This is a genomic window from Rhodopseudomonas palustris, from assembly GCF_034479375.1.
Taxonomy (GTDB): Bacteria; Pseudomonadota; Alphaproteobacteria; order Rhizobiales; family Xanthobacteraceae; genus Rhodopseudomonas; species Rhodopseudomonas palustris_M.
Genome location: NZ_CP140155.1, coordinates 5020699 through 5033502 on the forward strand (window position 1 = coordinate 5020699; position 12804 = coordinate 5033502).

At 64.9% G+C, this 12804-nt stretch carries 16 protein-coding genes; 10 read left to right on the forward strand and 6 right to left on the reverse strand.

Annotated features, from left to right (window positions below):
- Positions 1–176: 176 nt before the first annotated feature.
- Genes SR870_RS22810 through SR870_RS22825 form a run of 4 tightly spaced genes read left to right on the forward strand, consistent with a single transcriptional unit; the run spans position 177 to position 2975 of the window.
- Positions 177–788 (forward strand): DUF1285 domain-containing protein, encoded by a 612-nt coding sequence (locus SR870_RS22810; protein ID WP_322515770.1) that lies wholly within the window; start codon positions 177–179, stop codon positions 786–788.
- Between the two features lie 8 nt (positions 789–796).
- Positions 797–1462 (forward strand): CoA pyrophosphatase, encoded by a 666-nt coding sequence (locus tag SR870_RS22815; RefSeq protein WP_322515771.1) that lies wholly within the window; start codon positions 797–799, stop codon positions 1460–1462.
- Positions 1459–1722: a DUF6111 family protein gene (locus SR870_RS22820; protein ID WP_322515772.1), complete on the forward strand. Its 264-nt coding sequence runs from the start codon at positions 1459–1461 to the stop codon at positions 1720–1722. Before SR870_RS22815 ends, SR870_RS22820 begins: the two co-directional genes overlap by 4 nt.
- Entirely contained in the window at positions 1719–2975 is a 1257-nt protein-coding gene (locus SR870_RS22825) for a CCA tRNA nucleotidyltransferase (RefSeq protein ID WP_322515773.1), read from the forward strand. Before SR870_RS22820 ends, SR870_RS22825 begins: the two co-directional genes overlap by 4 nt.
- A 77-nt stretch (positions 2976–3052) precedes the next feature.
- Here the strand turns inward: SR870_RS22825 and SR870_RS22830 are convergent, their stop codons facing one another.
- From SR870_RS22830 to SR870_RS22840, 3 genes are all read right to left on the reverse strand, one after another.
- Positions 3053–3304: a YodC family protein gene (locus tag SR870_RS22830; RefSeq protein WP_322515774.1), complete on the reverse strand. Its 252-nt coding sequence runs from the start codon at positions 3302–3304 to the stop codon at positions 3053–3055.
- Positions 3305–3397: 93 nt separating this feature from the next.
- Entirely contained in the window at positions 3398–4030 is a 633-nt protein-coding gene (gene queE / locus SR870_RS22835; protein ID WP_322515775.1) for a 7-carboxy-7-deazaguanine synthase, read from the reverse strand.
- An 11-nt stretch (positions 4031–4041) separates the two neighbouring features.
- Positions 4042–4494: a tRNA (cytidine(34)-2'-O)-methyltransferase gene (locus SR870_RS22840; protein WP_322515776.1), complete on the reverse strand. Its 453-nt coding sequence runs from the start codon at positions 4492–4494 to the stop codon at positions 4042–4044.
- 275 nt (positions 4495–4769) lie between these two features.
- Between SR870_RS22840 and petA the strand changes: the two genes are divergently transcribed.
- The 4 genes from petA to SR870_RS22860 all read left to right on the forward strand — a co-directional run bounded on the left by petA (position 4770) and on the right by SR870_RS22860 (position 8565).
- Entirely contained in the window at positions 4770–5297 is a 528-nt protein-coding gene (gene petA / locus SR870_RS22845; RefSeq protein ID WP_322515777.1) for a ubiquinol-cytochrome c reductase iron-sulfur subunit, read from the forward strand.
- Positions 5298–5343: 46 nt separating this feature from the next.
- Positions 5344–7413: a cytochrome c1 gene (locus tag SR870_RS22850; RefSeq protein ID WP_322515778.1), complete on the forward strand. Its 2070-nt coding sequence runs from the start codon at positions 5344–5346 to the stop codon at positions 7411–7413.
- 165 nt (positions 7414–7578) lie between these two features.
- Positions 7579–8253 (forward strand): dienelactone hydrolase family protein, encoded by a 675-nt coding sequence (locus SR870_RS22855; protein WP_322515779.1) that lies wholly within the window; start codon positions 7579–7581, stop codon positions 8251–8253.
- Between the two features lie 90 nt (positions 8254–8343).
- Entirely contained in the window at positions 8344–8565 is a 222-nt protein-coding gene (locus tag SR870_RS22860) for a hypothetical protein (RefSeq protein WP_322515780.1), read from the forward strand.
- 62 nt (positions 8566–8627) lie between these two features.
- Here the strand turns inward: SR870_RS22860 and SR870_RS22865 are convergent, their stop codons facing one another.
- Together SR870_RS22865 and pdxH are read right to left on the reverse strand one after the other, a co-directional pair.
- On the reverse strand, positions 8628–9401 hold the full coding sequence (locus SR870_RS22865) for an SDR family oxidoreductase (RefSeq protein ID WP_322515781.1): 774 nt from the start codon (positions 9399–9401) through the stop codon (positions 8628–8630).
- Positions 9398–10036, reverse strand: a complete 639-nt coding sequence (pdxH, locus tag SR870_RS22870) for a pyridoxamine 5'-phosphate oxidase (RefSeq protein WP_322515782.1) — start codon at positions 10034–10036, stop codon at positions 9398–9400. The genes SR870_RS22865 and pdxH overlap by 4 nt, the downstream gene beginning before the upstream one ends.
- A gap of 15 nt (positions 10037–10051) precedes the next feature.
- Between pdxH and SR870_RS22875 the strand changes: the two genes are divergently transcribed.
- Together SR870_RS22875 and SR870_RS22880 are read left to right on the forward strand one after the other, a co-directional pair.
- Positions 10052–10567, forward strand: coding sequence for an RT0821/Lpp0805 family surface protein (locus SR870_RS22875; protein ID WP_322515783.1), 516 nt, complete (start codon positions 10052–10054; stop codon positions 10565–10567).
- Between the two features lie 110 nt (positions 10568–10677).
- Entirely contained in the window at positions 10678–11661 is a 984-nt protein-coding gene (locus SR870_RS22880) for a J domain-containing protein (protein ID WP_322515784.1), read from the forward strand.
- A gap of 76 nt (positions 11662–11737) precedes the next feature.
- Here SR870_RS22880 and SR870_RS22885 read toward each other — a convergent pair whose 3' ends face one another.
- On the reverse strand, positions 11738–12691 hold the full coding sequence (locus tag SR870_RS22885) for an alpha/beta hydrolase (protein ID WP_322515785.1): 954 nt from the start codon (positions 12689–12691) through the stop codon (positions 11738–11740).
- Positions 12692–12804 lie beyond the last annotated feature (113 nt).

Genomic DNA, 12804 nt, shown 5'->3' on the forward strand with positions numbered 1-12804 from the left:
CTAGGCTGCCTGCTGCGGCGAAGCGAAGGCTATGGTTTTATTAGTCAAATCTATCCCCACATTATGGGCATCGCGGATCGACGCCCATCACGATGTGGAGAGTTGAATCGCGCCGCACGGTGTCGAAGATGTGCAGCTATCGTGCCACTTCAGGAGATTGAGGGTCAGGGTAAACCATGGCGAAGCAAGGGCAGAGCGCGAACCGCAGCCTCGATGGATTGACCGAAGCCGCGCGGGTTGCGGCCGGCAAGACCGCGACAGGCAAAGGCCTGCCGCCGGTGCATTTGTGGAACCCGCCATTCTGCGGTGATCTCGACATGCGCATCGCCGGCGATGGAACCTGGTTCTATCTCGGTACGCCGATCGGACGGCCGGCGCTGGTGCGGCTTTTTTCGACGGTCCTGAAGCGAGAGAACGGCAAGCACTTCCTGGTGACGCCGGTCGAGAAGGTCGGGATCAAGGTCGACGATGCGCCGTTTCTGGCGGTCGAGATGGCGAAGGACGAGGATACGCGCGGCCGATTGCTCCGCTTCCGCACCAATGTGGACGATTGGGTCGACTGCGACGCCGATCACCGGCTGAGGTTCGAGGCCGCGGAAGACGGCGGGATGGTGCCTTATCTTCACGTTCGCGCCGATCTCTGGGCCAAGGTGACGCGGGCGTTGTATTACGATCTGGTTGACATCGGCGAGGAGCGGGTGGTCGATGGTCGTCCGAAGTTTGGAATTGCTTCCGGCGGCGCATTCTTCGCGATGGCCGATGCGGAGCAGATGAGGGAAGCACTTTGAACGGGCCGATGATGGGGATCGAGTCTGCCCCGGGCAGCATCAGTTCGGCCGACTTCTTCGATCGCGCGCTGCGGCGGTTGCGGTTCGACGTGCCGCCGGCGCTGACGGACGCCAGCGTCATCCCCGACAGCGGCGATCACGGCACCGACCGGATGCTGCGTCTGATCGCGGAGGAGCGGCCGATCCGCCCGGCCGCGGTACTGATTCCGGTGATCGAGCACGCCGAGCCGACCGTTCTGCTGACGATGCGCGCCGCGCATCTCAACGATCATGCCGGGCAGATCGCGTTTCCCGGCGGCAAGATCGACGCCACCGACAATTCGCCGCTCGACGCCGCGCTGCGCGAGGCGGAGGAGGAGATCGGTCTCGACCGCTCCTATGTCGAGCCGATCGGCTATCTCGATGTCTACGGCACCGGCTTCGGCTTTCGCATTTTGCCGACCGTGGCGCGGGTGCGGCCCGGCTTCGAACTGACCATCAACAAATCGGAAGTCGACGACGCTTTCGAGGTGCCGCTGTCGTTTCTCATGAATCCGGGCAATCACCAATTGCACAGCAAGGAATTCCGCGGCGCGCAGCGCTCCTACTACGCGATGCCGTTCGCCGAGCGTTACATCTGGGGCGCGACCGCGGGTATCTTGCGGGTTTTGTATGAACGGATTTGCCTGCCATGATCCGTGCTGTCCTGACTGAAGTCGCGATCTTCCTGATCCCTTTCATCCTCTACGCGACCTACCTGGTGATCACGCGCTCGGCGCTGACGCATCGTTCGTCCTGGCCGTTCCGTATCGTCGCCTGGCTGCTGATTTCGGCGCTGGCTCTGGTGATCCTCAGCCTGCTGCTGCTGGTTCACTATTCCGGCGCGCCGCCGGGAGCGACTTATGTGCCGGCGCATATCGAGGACGGCCGCCTCGTCCCCGGAGTCGAAAAATGACCGGGAGGGTGGTGCGTGCCGACGCGCCGTGGCTGCATGCCGGCCCGGCCGCGCAGGTTCTCGCCCTGCTCAACGACGATGGCGAAGAAGCCCGTGTGGTCGGAGGCGCGGTGCGCAATGCGCTGTTAAAGCTGCCGATCGGCGATGTCGACATCGCCACCACCGCTCGGCCCGACGAAGTCGTTCGCCGCGCCCGGGCCGCCGGCATCAAGGCGGTGCCGACCGGGATCGAACACGGCACCGTGACGCTGGTGCTGGATGGCCACGGCTTCGAGGTCACTACGCTGCGCGAGGATGTCGAGACCTTCGGCCGCAAGGCCAAGGTCGCGTTCGGCCGCGACTGGATGCGCGACGCGCAGCGCCGCGATTTCACCATCAACGGGCTGTCGGTGTCGGCCGACGGCGTGGTGCACGACTATGTCGGCGGCCTGGACGACATCGCCGCGCGGCGGGTGCGGTTCATCGGCGATCCGGACCAGCGCATCGCAGAAGACTACCTGCGCATCCTGCGCTTCTTCCGCATCCATGCCGCCTACGGCGTCGGCGCGCCGGAACGCGACGGCGCTCTCGCCTGCATCCGCGGTCGCGCCGGGCTCGCGACGCTATCGGCCGAGCGGATGCGGATGGAGATGCTGAAGTTGATGGTGGCTGACGGCGCGCTCGCCTCGGTCGAGGCCATGGCGGACGGCGGCCTGCTGCTCGCGGTGCTCGGCGGCGTGACCTACCCCGGAACATTCGCGGCGATGATCGGTGCGGAGCAGGCGCTCGGTCTCGATCCCGATCCGGTGCGGCGGCTCGGCGCGCTCGCGGTCGCGGTCACCGAGGACGCCAAGCGGCTGACGCAGCGGCTGCGGCTGTCGAACGCCGAGAGCAAGCGGCTCGACTCGATGGGGCATCGCTGGTGGCGGCTTGCCGGGATGGACGAGGCGACCGCGCGACGCCGGCTGTACCGGCTCGGCGAGCCGCGCTTTCACGATCGCATGATGCTGGCCTGGGCGCGGGCCGGGCGCCATGCCGATCCGGCGCCGTGGCGGAACCTGATCGCCCTCCCGCAGCGCTGGCGCGCGCCGGGATTCCCGTTGAAAGCCGCCGATTTCATCGCTCGCGGCTTCGCCGCGGGGCCGGCGCTCGGCCATGTCCTCACGCTGGCGGAAGATGCCTGGCTTGCCGCGGACTTTCCGGTCGAGGCGGAGCGGCTGCAAACGATCGCCGACCAGACCGCGGCGCGGTTCGCGCGCGATCATTTGCTGTAGCCGATCCCGAGAATCGCGGCCCTCGACGCTAGCCGGCGGCCGCGAAATCTCGGGGAGAACGCAATGGACCGACGGCGTCAGGCGACCTTGCCGGACTCGGCGTCGTCCTTGGCGCCGTCCTCATCCTCATCCTCATCCTCATCGTCCTCGCTCTCGTCCTCGTCGCCGATGTCGATCGCTTCGAGCACGGCGAGCGGCAGGCTCTCGCGGAACAGATCGCCTTCCTCACCCATCCACACGCACACCACCTCGTCGGCGCGGGCTTCCGCCACCGTCATCGCCTGGCCGCCGGATTTCAGAATCACGACGTCGCCCGCCTTAAAGTCCATGTTTGGCTCCCGCTGGAAGTGTTGATCATGCGGCGGAGCCTAGCGGGCCGTCGTGACAGCCCGATCACGGTGATGCGGGCCCGGCGCCCGGGGCTACCTGATCCCGATCACCTTGTGGGTCTGGACGCTGAGCCGCCATTGCGGATGGCGCAGGCAGTAGTCGATCGCCTCGCGGGTGTTGTCCTCCCGCCCGGGGCCGTCCATCGGCTGTAGCGAGAACCGCTCGAAGGCGAGACCCTGGAACTGGTCGGGCAGGGCGCCCGGCTGCGGGTAGACCAGTTTGAGCTCATTGCCGCACTGCACGCGCAGCGGCGCGCCGGCCTTCGGACTGACACAAAGCCAATCAATTCCGAGAGGTGGTTCGATCGTACCGTTAGTTTCGACGCCGATTGCGAAACCCTGCTTGTGCAGTGCATCAATTAGTTTCGGGTCGAGCTGCAGCAGCGGCTCGCCGCCGGTGATCACTACGTAGCGGTCCAGATCGTCGCCCGCCCATTGCGCCGCAATGGTGGTGGCGAGCTGATCGGCGTCGGCGTAGCGGCCGCCCAGCGTGCCGTCGGTGCCGACGAAGTCGGTGTCGCAGAATTTGCAGACCGCCAGATCGCGATCCTGCTCGCGGCCCGTCCACAGATTGCATCCTGCGAATCTGCAGAACACCGAGGCGCGTCCGGCATGCGCGCCCTCGCCCTGCAGGGTCAGGAAGATCTCTTTGACCGCATAGCTCAACGCGTTGTCCTTTACTCGTATCGGGTCTGCCGGAGCGCCTCGCCGACCACCAGCGCGGCGGCCATCGCGACGTTGAGCGAGCGCATCTCCGGTTGCATCGGGATCACCACCTGCGCATCGGTCGCATCGGCGACTTGTTGCGGCACGCCAGCGCTTTCTCGCCCCAGTAGCAGCACGTCAGTGGATCGGTAACGCTGTTGGAGATAAGGCGTTACGCCTTTCGTTGTAAGCAAAATCACCCGGCAGTCAGCGTCTTTCCTCCATTGCTCGAATTTTGACCATGAATCGTGCCGGACGATGGTGATCTGATCGAGATAGTCCATTCCCGCACGGCGGAAATGCCGATCCGAGGTGGGAAATCCGGCGGGCTCGATGATGTGAGCTTCGACGTTCAAACAGGCGCAAAACCGAAGCAGAGTCCCGGTATTCTGAGGAATGTCGGGCTGGTACAGGGCGATCCGCATTCCGTAATGCTCCCAAGCAACTGAATCCTAACTCGCACTGTGCACGACAACTCGTCCGAATTGTTATGGCTGCGCTGATTAGCCCTTCGCGGGCTTGCGCTCTACCGGCAAGGGTGCCAATAGATCGATTCTGAACTGTCTGTTTCTACCTGACCGGCTGTGATAGCGGCCAAGGGATGCGTGGGCTGCGGACTTCGGCGGCCCGCCTTCGGACGATCGTTTCGCATCTTGCCGAGACCGCTTCGCCGGCCGCAGATATGAAAGGGCTTTGGATCGTGACGACAGAGACTTCGGCGGAACCGACGCGCCGTGATTTTCTCTATATCGCAACCGGCGCTGTGGCCGCAGTCGGCGCAGCAGCGGCCGTGTGGCCGTTCATCGCCCAGATGAACCCGGACGCATCGACCATCGCCGCCGGGGCGCCGATCGAAGTCGATCTGACTCCGATCGCCGAAGGGCAGGACATCAAGGTGTTCTGGCGCGGCCAGCCGATCTTCGTCATGAACCGCACGCAGAAGCAGGTCGACGAAGCGCGTGCGGTGAAATTGTCGGCGCTGCCCGATCCGCAGACCGATGAAGAGCGCACCAAGGCAGGACACGAGAAGTGGCTCGTGGTCGTCGGCATCTGCACCCATCTGGGCTGCATTCCGATCGCGCATGAAGGTCTGTTCGACGGCTTCTTCTGCCCCTGCCACGGTTCGCAATACGACAGCTCCGGCCGCATCCGGCAGGGGCCCGCGCCGCTGAACCTGCCGATTCCGCCCTACCAATTCGTCTCCGACACCAAAATCCAGATCGGCTGACGCCCTTCCGACCAGCGTCGCTATATCCCATGCTTAGGATCGCATCATGAGCGGACCATCGACCTATCAGCCGCAGAGCCCCTTCATGAAGTGGCTCGAGCAACGCCTGCCGATCGCCGGCCTGGTTCATTCCTCGTTCGTCGCCTATCCGACCCCGCGAAATCTGAACTACTGGTGGACGTTCGGCGCCATTCTCTCGATGATGCTGGCGGTGCAGATCATCACCGGCATCGTCCTGGCGATGCACTACACCCCGCATGTCGACTTCGCCTTCGACTCGGTCGAGCGAATCGTGCGCGACGTGAACTACGGCTGGCTGCTGCGCAACACGCACGCCGCCGGCGCCTCGATGTTCTTCATCGCGGTCTACATCCACATGTTCCGCGGTCTGTATTACGGGTCGTACAAGGCGCCGCGTGAAGTGCTCTGGATCCTCGGCGTGATCATCTATCTGCTGATGATGGCGACCGGCTTCATGGGATACGTGCTGCCGTGGGGCCAGATGAGCTTCTGGGGCGCCACCGTGATCACCAATCTGTTCTCGGCGATCCCGTTCGTCGGCGACAGCATCGTGACCTTGCTGTGGGGCGGCTATTCGGTCGGCAATCCGACCCTCAATCGCTTCTTCTCGCTGCACTATCTGCTGCCCTTCGTGATCGCCGGCGTGGTCGTGCTGCACGTCTGGGCGCTCCACGTCACCGGTCAGAACAACCCGACCGGCGTCGAGCCGAAGACCGAGAAGGACACCGTGCCGTTCACGCCCTATGCGACGCTCAAGGACGTGTTCGGCGCGTGCTGCTTCCTGCTGTTCTTCTCCTGGTTCATCTTCTACATGCCGAACTATCTCGGCGAGGCCGACAACTACATTCCCGCCAATCCGGGCGTGACGCCGCCGCATATCGTGCCGGAATGGTACTACCTGCCGTTCTATGCGATCCTGCGTTCGATCCCCAACAAGCTGATGGGCGTCGTGGCGATGTTCGGCGCGATCATCGTGCTGCTGTTCCTGCCCTGGCTCGACAGCGCCAAGGTGCGGTCGTCGCGTTACCGGCCGCTGGCGAAGCGCTTCTTCTGGGGCTTCGTGGTGGTCTGCATCATGCTCGGCTGGCTCGGCTCGAAGCCGGCGGAAGGCGTCTACACGATCCTCGCCCGCGTCTTCACCTTTGCCTACTTCGCCTACTTCCTGATCGTGCTGCCGCTGCTGTCCAGGGTCGAGAAGACCTTGCCGCTGCCGAACTCGATCGCCGAGGACGTGTTGAACAAGGGCAAGGTGACCGGCGCGACCGCGGCGAGCCTGTTCGCCCTGGTGCTGGCGGGATCGATGATGTTCGGCGGTGTGCAGAGCGCCAAGGCTGCGGAAGGTGGCGAAAGCCCGCCGTCGCTGGAATGGAGCTTTGCCGGCCCGTTCGGCACCTACGATCGCGCCCAGTTGCAGCGCGGCTTCAAGATCTACAAGGAGGTCTGCGCGACCTGCCACTCGATGAAGTTGCTGCAGTATCGCAACCTCGCCGAGCCGGGCGGCCCAGGATTCACGTTGGAGCAGGCCAAGGCGATCGCGGCCGAAGCTTCGATCCAGGACGGTCCGAACGATGCCGGCGAGATGTTCGAACGGCCCGGCCGGCTCGCCGACACCTTCAAGTCTCCCTTCCCGAACGAGCAGGCGGCGCGTGCGTCCTTCGGCGGCGCCCTTCCGCCGGACATGTCGCTGCTGGCGAAGGCACGGTCCTATCCGCGCGGTTTCCCGCAGTTCGTGTTCGACTTCTTCACCCAGTTCCAGGAGCAGGGCCCGAACTACATCGACGCGCTGCTGCAGGGCTATCTCGATACGCCGCCGGAGGGCTTCAGCCTGCCGGATGGTTCGTACTACAACAAGTGGTATCCTGGGCACTCGATCAAGATGCCGCCGCCGATGGTCGACGGTCAGGTGACTTATGACGACGGCAGCCCCGAGACGTTGCCGCAATATTCCAAGGACGTGACGGCTTTCCTGATGTGGGCTGCCGAGCCGCATCTCGAGGCCCGCAAGCGCCTCGGTCTGCAGGTCATGATCTTCCTGATCATCCTCAGCGGTCTGTTGTACTTCACCAAACGCAAGGTCTGGTCGAACCTGCACTGAGCACGGTCGACGATGACGCAAGCGACGAACGCGTGACAGAAAGCCCCTTCGGGGGCTTTTTTGTTATGCGGAGTCCGCGATCCGCCGCCGCACCTCCGGCGATTGCATCTCTTTGTCACTGCGGACACAATGCCGGCAACGAAGTGCAACTCACGTGGAGGAAACATGGGCACGATCATCACCTTCAAGCGTCCCGACGGTCAGGATGCCAGCGGCTATCTCGCCAATGCCGCGCGCGGCAACGCGCCGGGTGTCGTCGTCATTCAGGAATGGTGGGGCCTGTCCGAACAGATCAAGGGACTGACCGATCGTTTCGCGCTCGCCGGCTTCGATGCGCTGGCGCCGGATCTCTACAACGGCAAGGTGGTGCCCTATCACGACACGGACGCTGCGAACAAAGAGATGAGCTCGCTCGATTTCATGGATGCGACGACGCAGACCGTGCGTGGAGCTGCGACCTATCTCGCGCGCAACGGCGCCAAGGTCGGTCTCACCGGCTTCTGTCTGGGCGGCGCCGTCACGGTGATCGGCGCGTGTAAAATTCCCGAACTCAGCGCAGCAGTTGTATTCTACGGCATCCCGCCCGAACAGGCGGCGAAGCCGTCCGAAGTCCGGGTCCCGATGCAGGGACATTTCGCCAATCGCGACGATTGGTGCACGCCGGAAGTGGTCGATGTATTCGAGAAAGGGCTGAAAGACGCCGGTAAGAGTGCGGAGTTCTTCCGCTACGACGCCGACCACGCCTTCGTCAACGAACAGCGTGCCGCGGTGCACGATCGGGAAGCCGCGGAACTCGCGTGGTCGCGCGCGGCTGCATTCTTTGGAAAGCATCTCGGCTGATCGGCCGCTGCCTCTAAAATTTGAGCGTTCGTCTGAAGAGTTGGAAGAAGGGTTTGCTGCGATAAGCCTGTCACATATACGAGGACAGCAATGGTTGAGAAAGTTGTAACGCCACGTCGCAACGTCATCGACCTCGCAGACTACCAGCGAGCGCAGCGACCGAGTCAGGCAACGGCGATGAGCGGCCGCTTCTGCCGCCATTGCGGCGCACCGCTGTTCGAGGGCGATTCCGAGGATGACTGCTCGAGCGCGGGCACCGCCCTGCAGCGCCCCGGCCGGCTGCGGCCGCCGCGGCGTTTTCGGGCCGACTGATCACAGACAATGGCGGTGGGGCGAGCGATCGCCCCACCGCCGATATCGGGACCGGCGGTCTGCTATACGTGCTGGCCGCCGTTGATGTGGATCTCGGCGCCGTTCACGTAGGACGACGTCTCGGTGCACAGCACGTAGATGATCTTGGCGACTTCGTCCGGCGTGCCGAGGCGGCGCATCGGGATGTCTTCCTCGACGATCTTCTCGGTGCCGGGCGACAGGATCGATGTGTCGATCTCACCCGGCGCGATAGAATTCACCCGAACGCCGATGCGGCCGAAATCCGACGCCATCTCGCGCGTCAGCGCGGCGAGGGCCGCCTTCGAGGTCGCGTAGGCCGCTCCGGCGAACGGATGCACGCGCGAGCCTGCGATCGAGGTCACGTTGACCACCGAGCCCTTTGCGGCCTTCAGCTCCTCGATCAGCCCGCGCGCCATCATGATCGGCGCGAAAAAATTGACGTGGAAGACGTGCTCCCAGGTGTCCATTTCGGTGTCGATCGAGCCGAGCCGACCGCCGCCGGCGGCCTTCGGCGAAATCGCGGCGTTGTTGACCAGCGCGTGGAGCTGCCCGCCGTCGAGACGTTCGCGGATCTCGTCGATCCCGCGCAGCGTGTCGCCGCGGTCACCGAGATTGATCTGGATGTGATCTTCCGGCCCGGCGCCCCATGGGCACTCCTCCGGGAACGGATGGCGCGAGCAGGTGAGCACCCGCCATCCGGCACTGGAAAAACGGATCACGGTGGCGTGGCCGATGCCACGGCTGGCGCCGGTCAGAATCATGGTCCGGCGCTGCGCATTGCTGTCCGGCGCGCGCTTCGGGGGTTCGGGGCTCATGGATACAGCCTTGTCTTGGTCCAGGGGTGGGCCGGGGTGTCCCGGCTGAATTCGATGCGGTCGTGCAGGCGGAACGGGCGGTCGTGCCAGAATTCGAACCGCGACGGCGTGATCCGCCATCCGCTCCAGCCGGGCGGTCGCGGAACCTCGCCGATCAGATAGCGCGCGGCGACCTTGGCGATGGCCTGCTCGAACGCGAACCGGCTTTCCAGTGGTTGCGACTGCTTGCTGGCCCATGCGCCGATCTGCGCCTGCTTCGGCCGCGTGGCAAAATAGGCATCGGCCTCGGCTTCGGTGACAGGCGTCACCGCGCCGCGGATCCGGACCTGCCGTCGCAGCGACTTCCAGTGGAACAGCAGCGCCGCCTTGGGGGTAGCGGCGAGTTCGCGGCCCTTCTGGCTGGCGATGTGGCTGTAGAACACGAATCCGTCGGTGTCGTAGCCCTTCATCAGCACCATCCGGACGTCCGGCAGGCCGTCGGAATCGACCGTGGCGAGCGCCATCGCGTTCGGATCGTTTGGCTCGGACCCGTTCGCCTCTGCAAACCATTCAGCAAACAACTCAAATGGATTCTCCGCCGCGGTGAAATCACCTGACGTTAACTGACTCTGTTGTTTGGTGGAGGTATCGCTCATGCGAGGGAATCCGACTTGTGCTTCACCGCGGTCCGGAACGCGCTGACGGCTCTGTATAGGCCAGACCTATATAGGGTACGCAATTGCGTTGGCCTATCGGCGATCGCTCCCGCCGCGGCGATGATAGCGATTCTAACGGCGATTGGATTGGGCGGCTGCAGCATGGGCGGCAAGGAGGCGGCCTTTGCCCAAATGGACAGCAGTGACTTCACAGGCTCGATCCGGGCGCTGGCGCCATCTGCCGACAACGGCCCGACCGAAGCCGACCTCGCGCTGGCGCGGATTGCGGCGTCCGACGTGTTGACCAAGGGCGACAAGGATTCCAGCCAGCCTTGGGAGAATCCAGCGACCGGGGCGCGAGGCTCGGTCACGCCGCTCGCCGCCGCCTACACGGCCGATGGCCGCTCCTGCCGCGATTTTCTCGCCAGCTACGTCAAAGACAGATCGGAAAGCTGGATGCAGGGTGCCGCCTGTCGTTCGGCACAAGGGCACTGGGAAATCCGCTCGCTGAAGCCCTGGCGACGCAGTTGACGCGTCGCCAAGACGGCCGAAAGCGGTTGCAAAAGCGACACAAACACCCCAGATGAAGCGCCAATGGGCGGTCCGCCCAGTATGTGAATTCCTTGAAGGAGACGAGACGGATGCGCGACCCCTATGAGGTCCTGGGGGTGCAGCGGGACGCCAGCGCTGCGGCGATCAAGAGCGCCTATCGCAAGCTGGCCAAGAAGCATCACCCCGACGCCAACGCCAACGACCCGAAGGCCGCCGCCCGCTTCGCCGAAGTCAATTCGGCCAATGAGATCATCGGCGACGAGGCCAAGCGCAAGCAATACGACCGCGGCGAGATCGACGCCGAGGGCAAGCCGCGCTTTCAGGGCTTCCCCGGTGGCGGTGGCGCGCGAGGCGGACGTGCGGGTGGTCCCGGCGGCGGCTTCGAGCAGTACAATTTTCGCGGCGGCAGCGGCGGCTTCGCGGGCGGCGCCGGCAGCAGCGGCGGTTTCGAGGACATCCTGAACTCGATGTTCGGCGGCGCGGCCGGCATGCGCGGCGGTCCGCGCGGCGGCGCTCAGGGCTTCGATTTCGATAGCGGCGGTTTTGCCCCCGACCTCGATCAGAGTGTCGCGATGACGGTGACGCTCGAAGAGGCGGCCAAGGGCACCGAGAAGCGCGTCCGGCTGCCGACCGGCAAGGAGCTCAACGTCAAGATTCCGGCCGGCGTCGGCTCCGGCCAGCAGATCCGGCTGAAAGGTCAGGGTGAGAGCGCGCCCGGCCACCGTCCCGGCGATCTGCTGATCACCGTCAACTACGCCGCGCATCCGTATTTCAAGGTCGACGGAAGCGATCTGCGGCTCGAATTGCCGATCACGCTGTACGAGGCGGTGCTCGGCGCCAAGGTTCGGGTTCCGACGCTGACCGGCGCGATCGAACTGTCGATCCCGAAGAACACGTCGAGCGGGCGGACCTTCCGGCTCAAGGGCAAGGGCCTGCCGAAGAGCGGCGCCGCGGGCGATCTGTTCGTCACCACGCGGATCGTGCTGCCGGACGGCCATGATGCCGAGCTGGAAGCGCTGATGCAGAAGTGGCGCGACGGCCACCCCTATCATCCGCGCAGCGATCTCGGCTGACGTCGGCAGGTGATGTGGCGTAGCGGACAGAGCGCCGCTGCGCCGCGCCGTCGCCTCAAGGCGCGGTGCCGCTCGATCAGGCCGCCACCTCCGCCACGAACTGATCCAGCAGCGCGTTGAAACGCTCGGCCTGTTCCCACTGCGGCAGATGGCCCGCGTCGTCGATCACCTGCACGCTGCCGCGCCACAAGGTCGGCATCGTCAGCGTGTCGAAATACGCGCCATTGACGAGCTGTTCCTCCGCACCATGCAGCACGGCGAGCGGCTGCTTCAGGTTTGCGGCGACCGCCACTTCGTCGCGAAAGCCGCCTGGTCGGATGCTGGTGGCGAGCTGCCCGCGGGCGCGGCCGTCGGTACGCAGCACATCGGCGACCATTTCGGCCGGCAGATCGGTGACGCCCGGCCGGAAGGCGGCGGCCACATAGGCGCGCGCCTGCTCCTCGTTCAGGTCGGGCTGAAAAGTGTAGGCCATCGCCGGCGTCGGCAGGAACGCCTGGTCCATCGCCGGCGGAAAACTGATCGGCGGGGTGCCGAAGATCGCGAAGCCGCGCGCCTGCGCAAGCTCGGGCGCTGCCTCCAGAAGGATGTGCCCGCCCAGGCTCCAGCCGACGAAAACGGCATCCGCGGCGTCGAGCCTGGCGACGATCTCGTGCAGCACGGCGGCGTAGCCGGGCAGGTTGTAGGTGCCGGCCGGATCAGCCGCATCGTCCGAATCGCCGTGGCCGGGGAGGTCGGGGACGAGGATCCGGTACTTGTCGCCGAGGGCGCTCTCGATCTGCGGCGTGAAAGCCCTCGACGAGGCCGAATTGCCGTGAAGGATCACGATGGTCGGTCCGCTGCCCGCGGAGTGGCGGCAGGCAATCCGCCCGGAGGTGGTGTCGATCGTCTGAATTTGCATGGTATCCCCTTCGCATTTGCGGGGGAATACAATCCGAAAGTCTCGTTTTGGGGAAGGCCCTGAGCGGCCGGCGTAAGCGGCGCCCCGAACGGGTGCGGCCTCGGCGCGGGGGATCAGCGCGACCCCGGCCAAGGCCGCAGTGCGCCGATCGGCGGATCAGACGCGAGCCCACCGTCATGGATTCGTCGGACGATAGTGAGGCGGCGCGATGGTGGAAACGGCGAATATCGATGTCGAAATTGGGA

Bases quoted from the DNA above. Each gene is read 5' to 3' on its own strand.
- SR870_RS22830 (WP_322515774.1), bottom strand. From the start codon at position 3,304: ATGGACTTTAAGGCGGGCGACGTCGTGATTCTGAAATCCGGCGGCCAG.
- SR870_RS22815 (WP_322515771.1), top strand. From the start codon at position 797: ATGATGGGGATCGAGTCTGCCCCGGGCAGCATCAGTTCGGCCGACTTC.
- SR870_RS22880 (WP_322515784.1), top strand. From the start codon at position 10,678: ATGCGCGACCCCTATGAGGTCCTGGGGGTGCAGCGGGACGCCAGCGCT.
- SR870_RS22825 (WP_322515773.1), top strand. From the start codon at position 1,719: ATGACCGGGAGGGTGGTGCGTGCCGACGCGCCGTGGCTGCATGCCGGC.
- SR870_RS22850 (WP_322515778.1), top strand. From the start codon at position 5,344: ATGAGCGGACCATCGACCTATCAGCCGCAGAGCCCCTTCATGAAGTGG.
- SR870_RS22865 (WP_322515781.1), bottom strand. From the start codon at position 9,401: ATGAGCCCCGAACCCCCGAAGCGCGCGCCGGACAGCAATGCGCAGCGC.
- SR870_RS22860 (WP_322515780.1), top strand. From the start codon at position 8,344: ATGGTTGAGAAAGTTGTAACGCCACGTCGCAACGTCATCGACCTCGCA.
- SR870_RS22810 (WP_322515770.1), top strand. From the start codon at position 177: ATGGCGAAGCAAGGGCAGAGCGCGAACCGCAGCCTCGATGGATTGACC.
- pdxH (WP_322515782.1), bottom strand. From the start codon at position 10,036: ATGAGCGATACCTCCACCAAACAACAGAGTCAGTTAACGTCAGGTGAT.
- SR870_RS22820 (WP_322515772.1), top strand. From the start codon at position 1,459: ATGATCCGTGCTGTCCTGACTGAAGTCGCGATCTTCCTGATCCCTTTC.
- SR870_RS22855 (WP_322515779.1), top strand. From the start codon at position 7,579: ATGGGCACGATCATCACCTTCAAGCGTCCCGACGGTCAGGATGCCAGC.
- SR870_RS22840 (WP_322515776.1), bottom strand. From the start codon at position 4,494: ATGCGGATCGCCCTGTACCAGCCCGACATTCCTCAGAATACCGGGACT.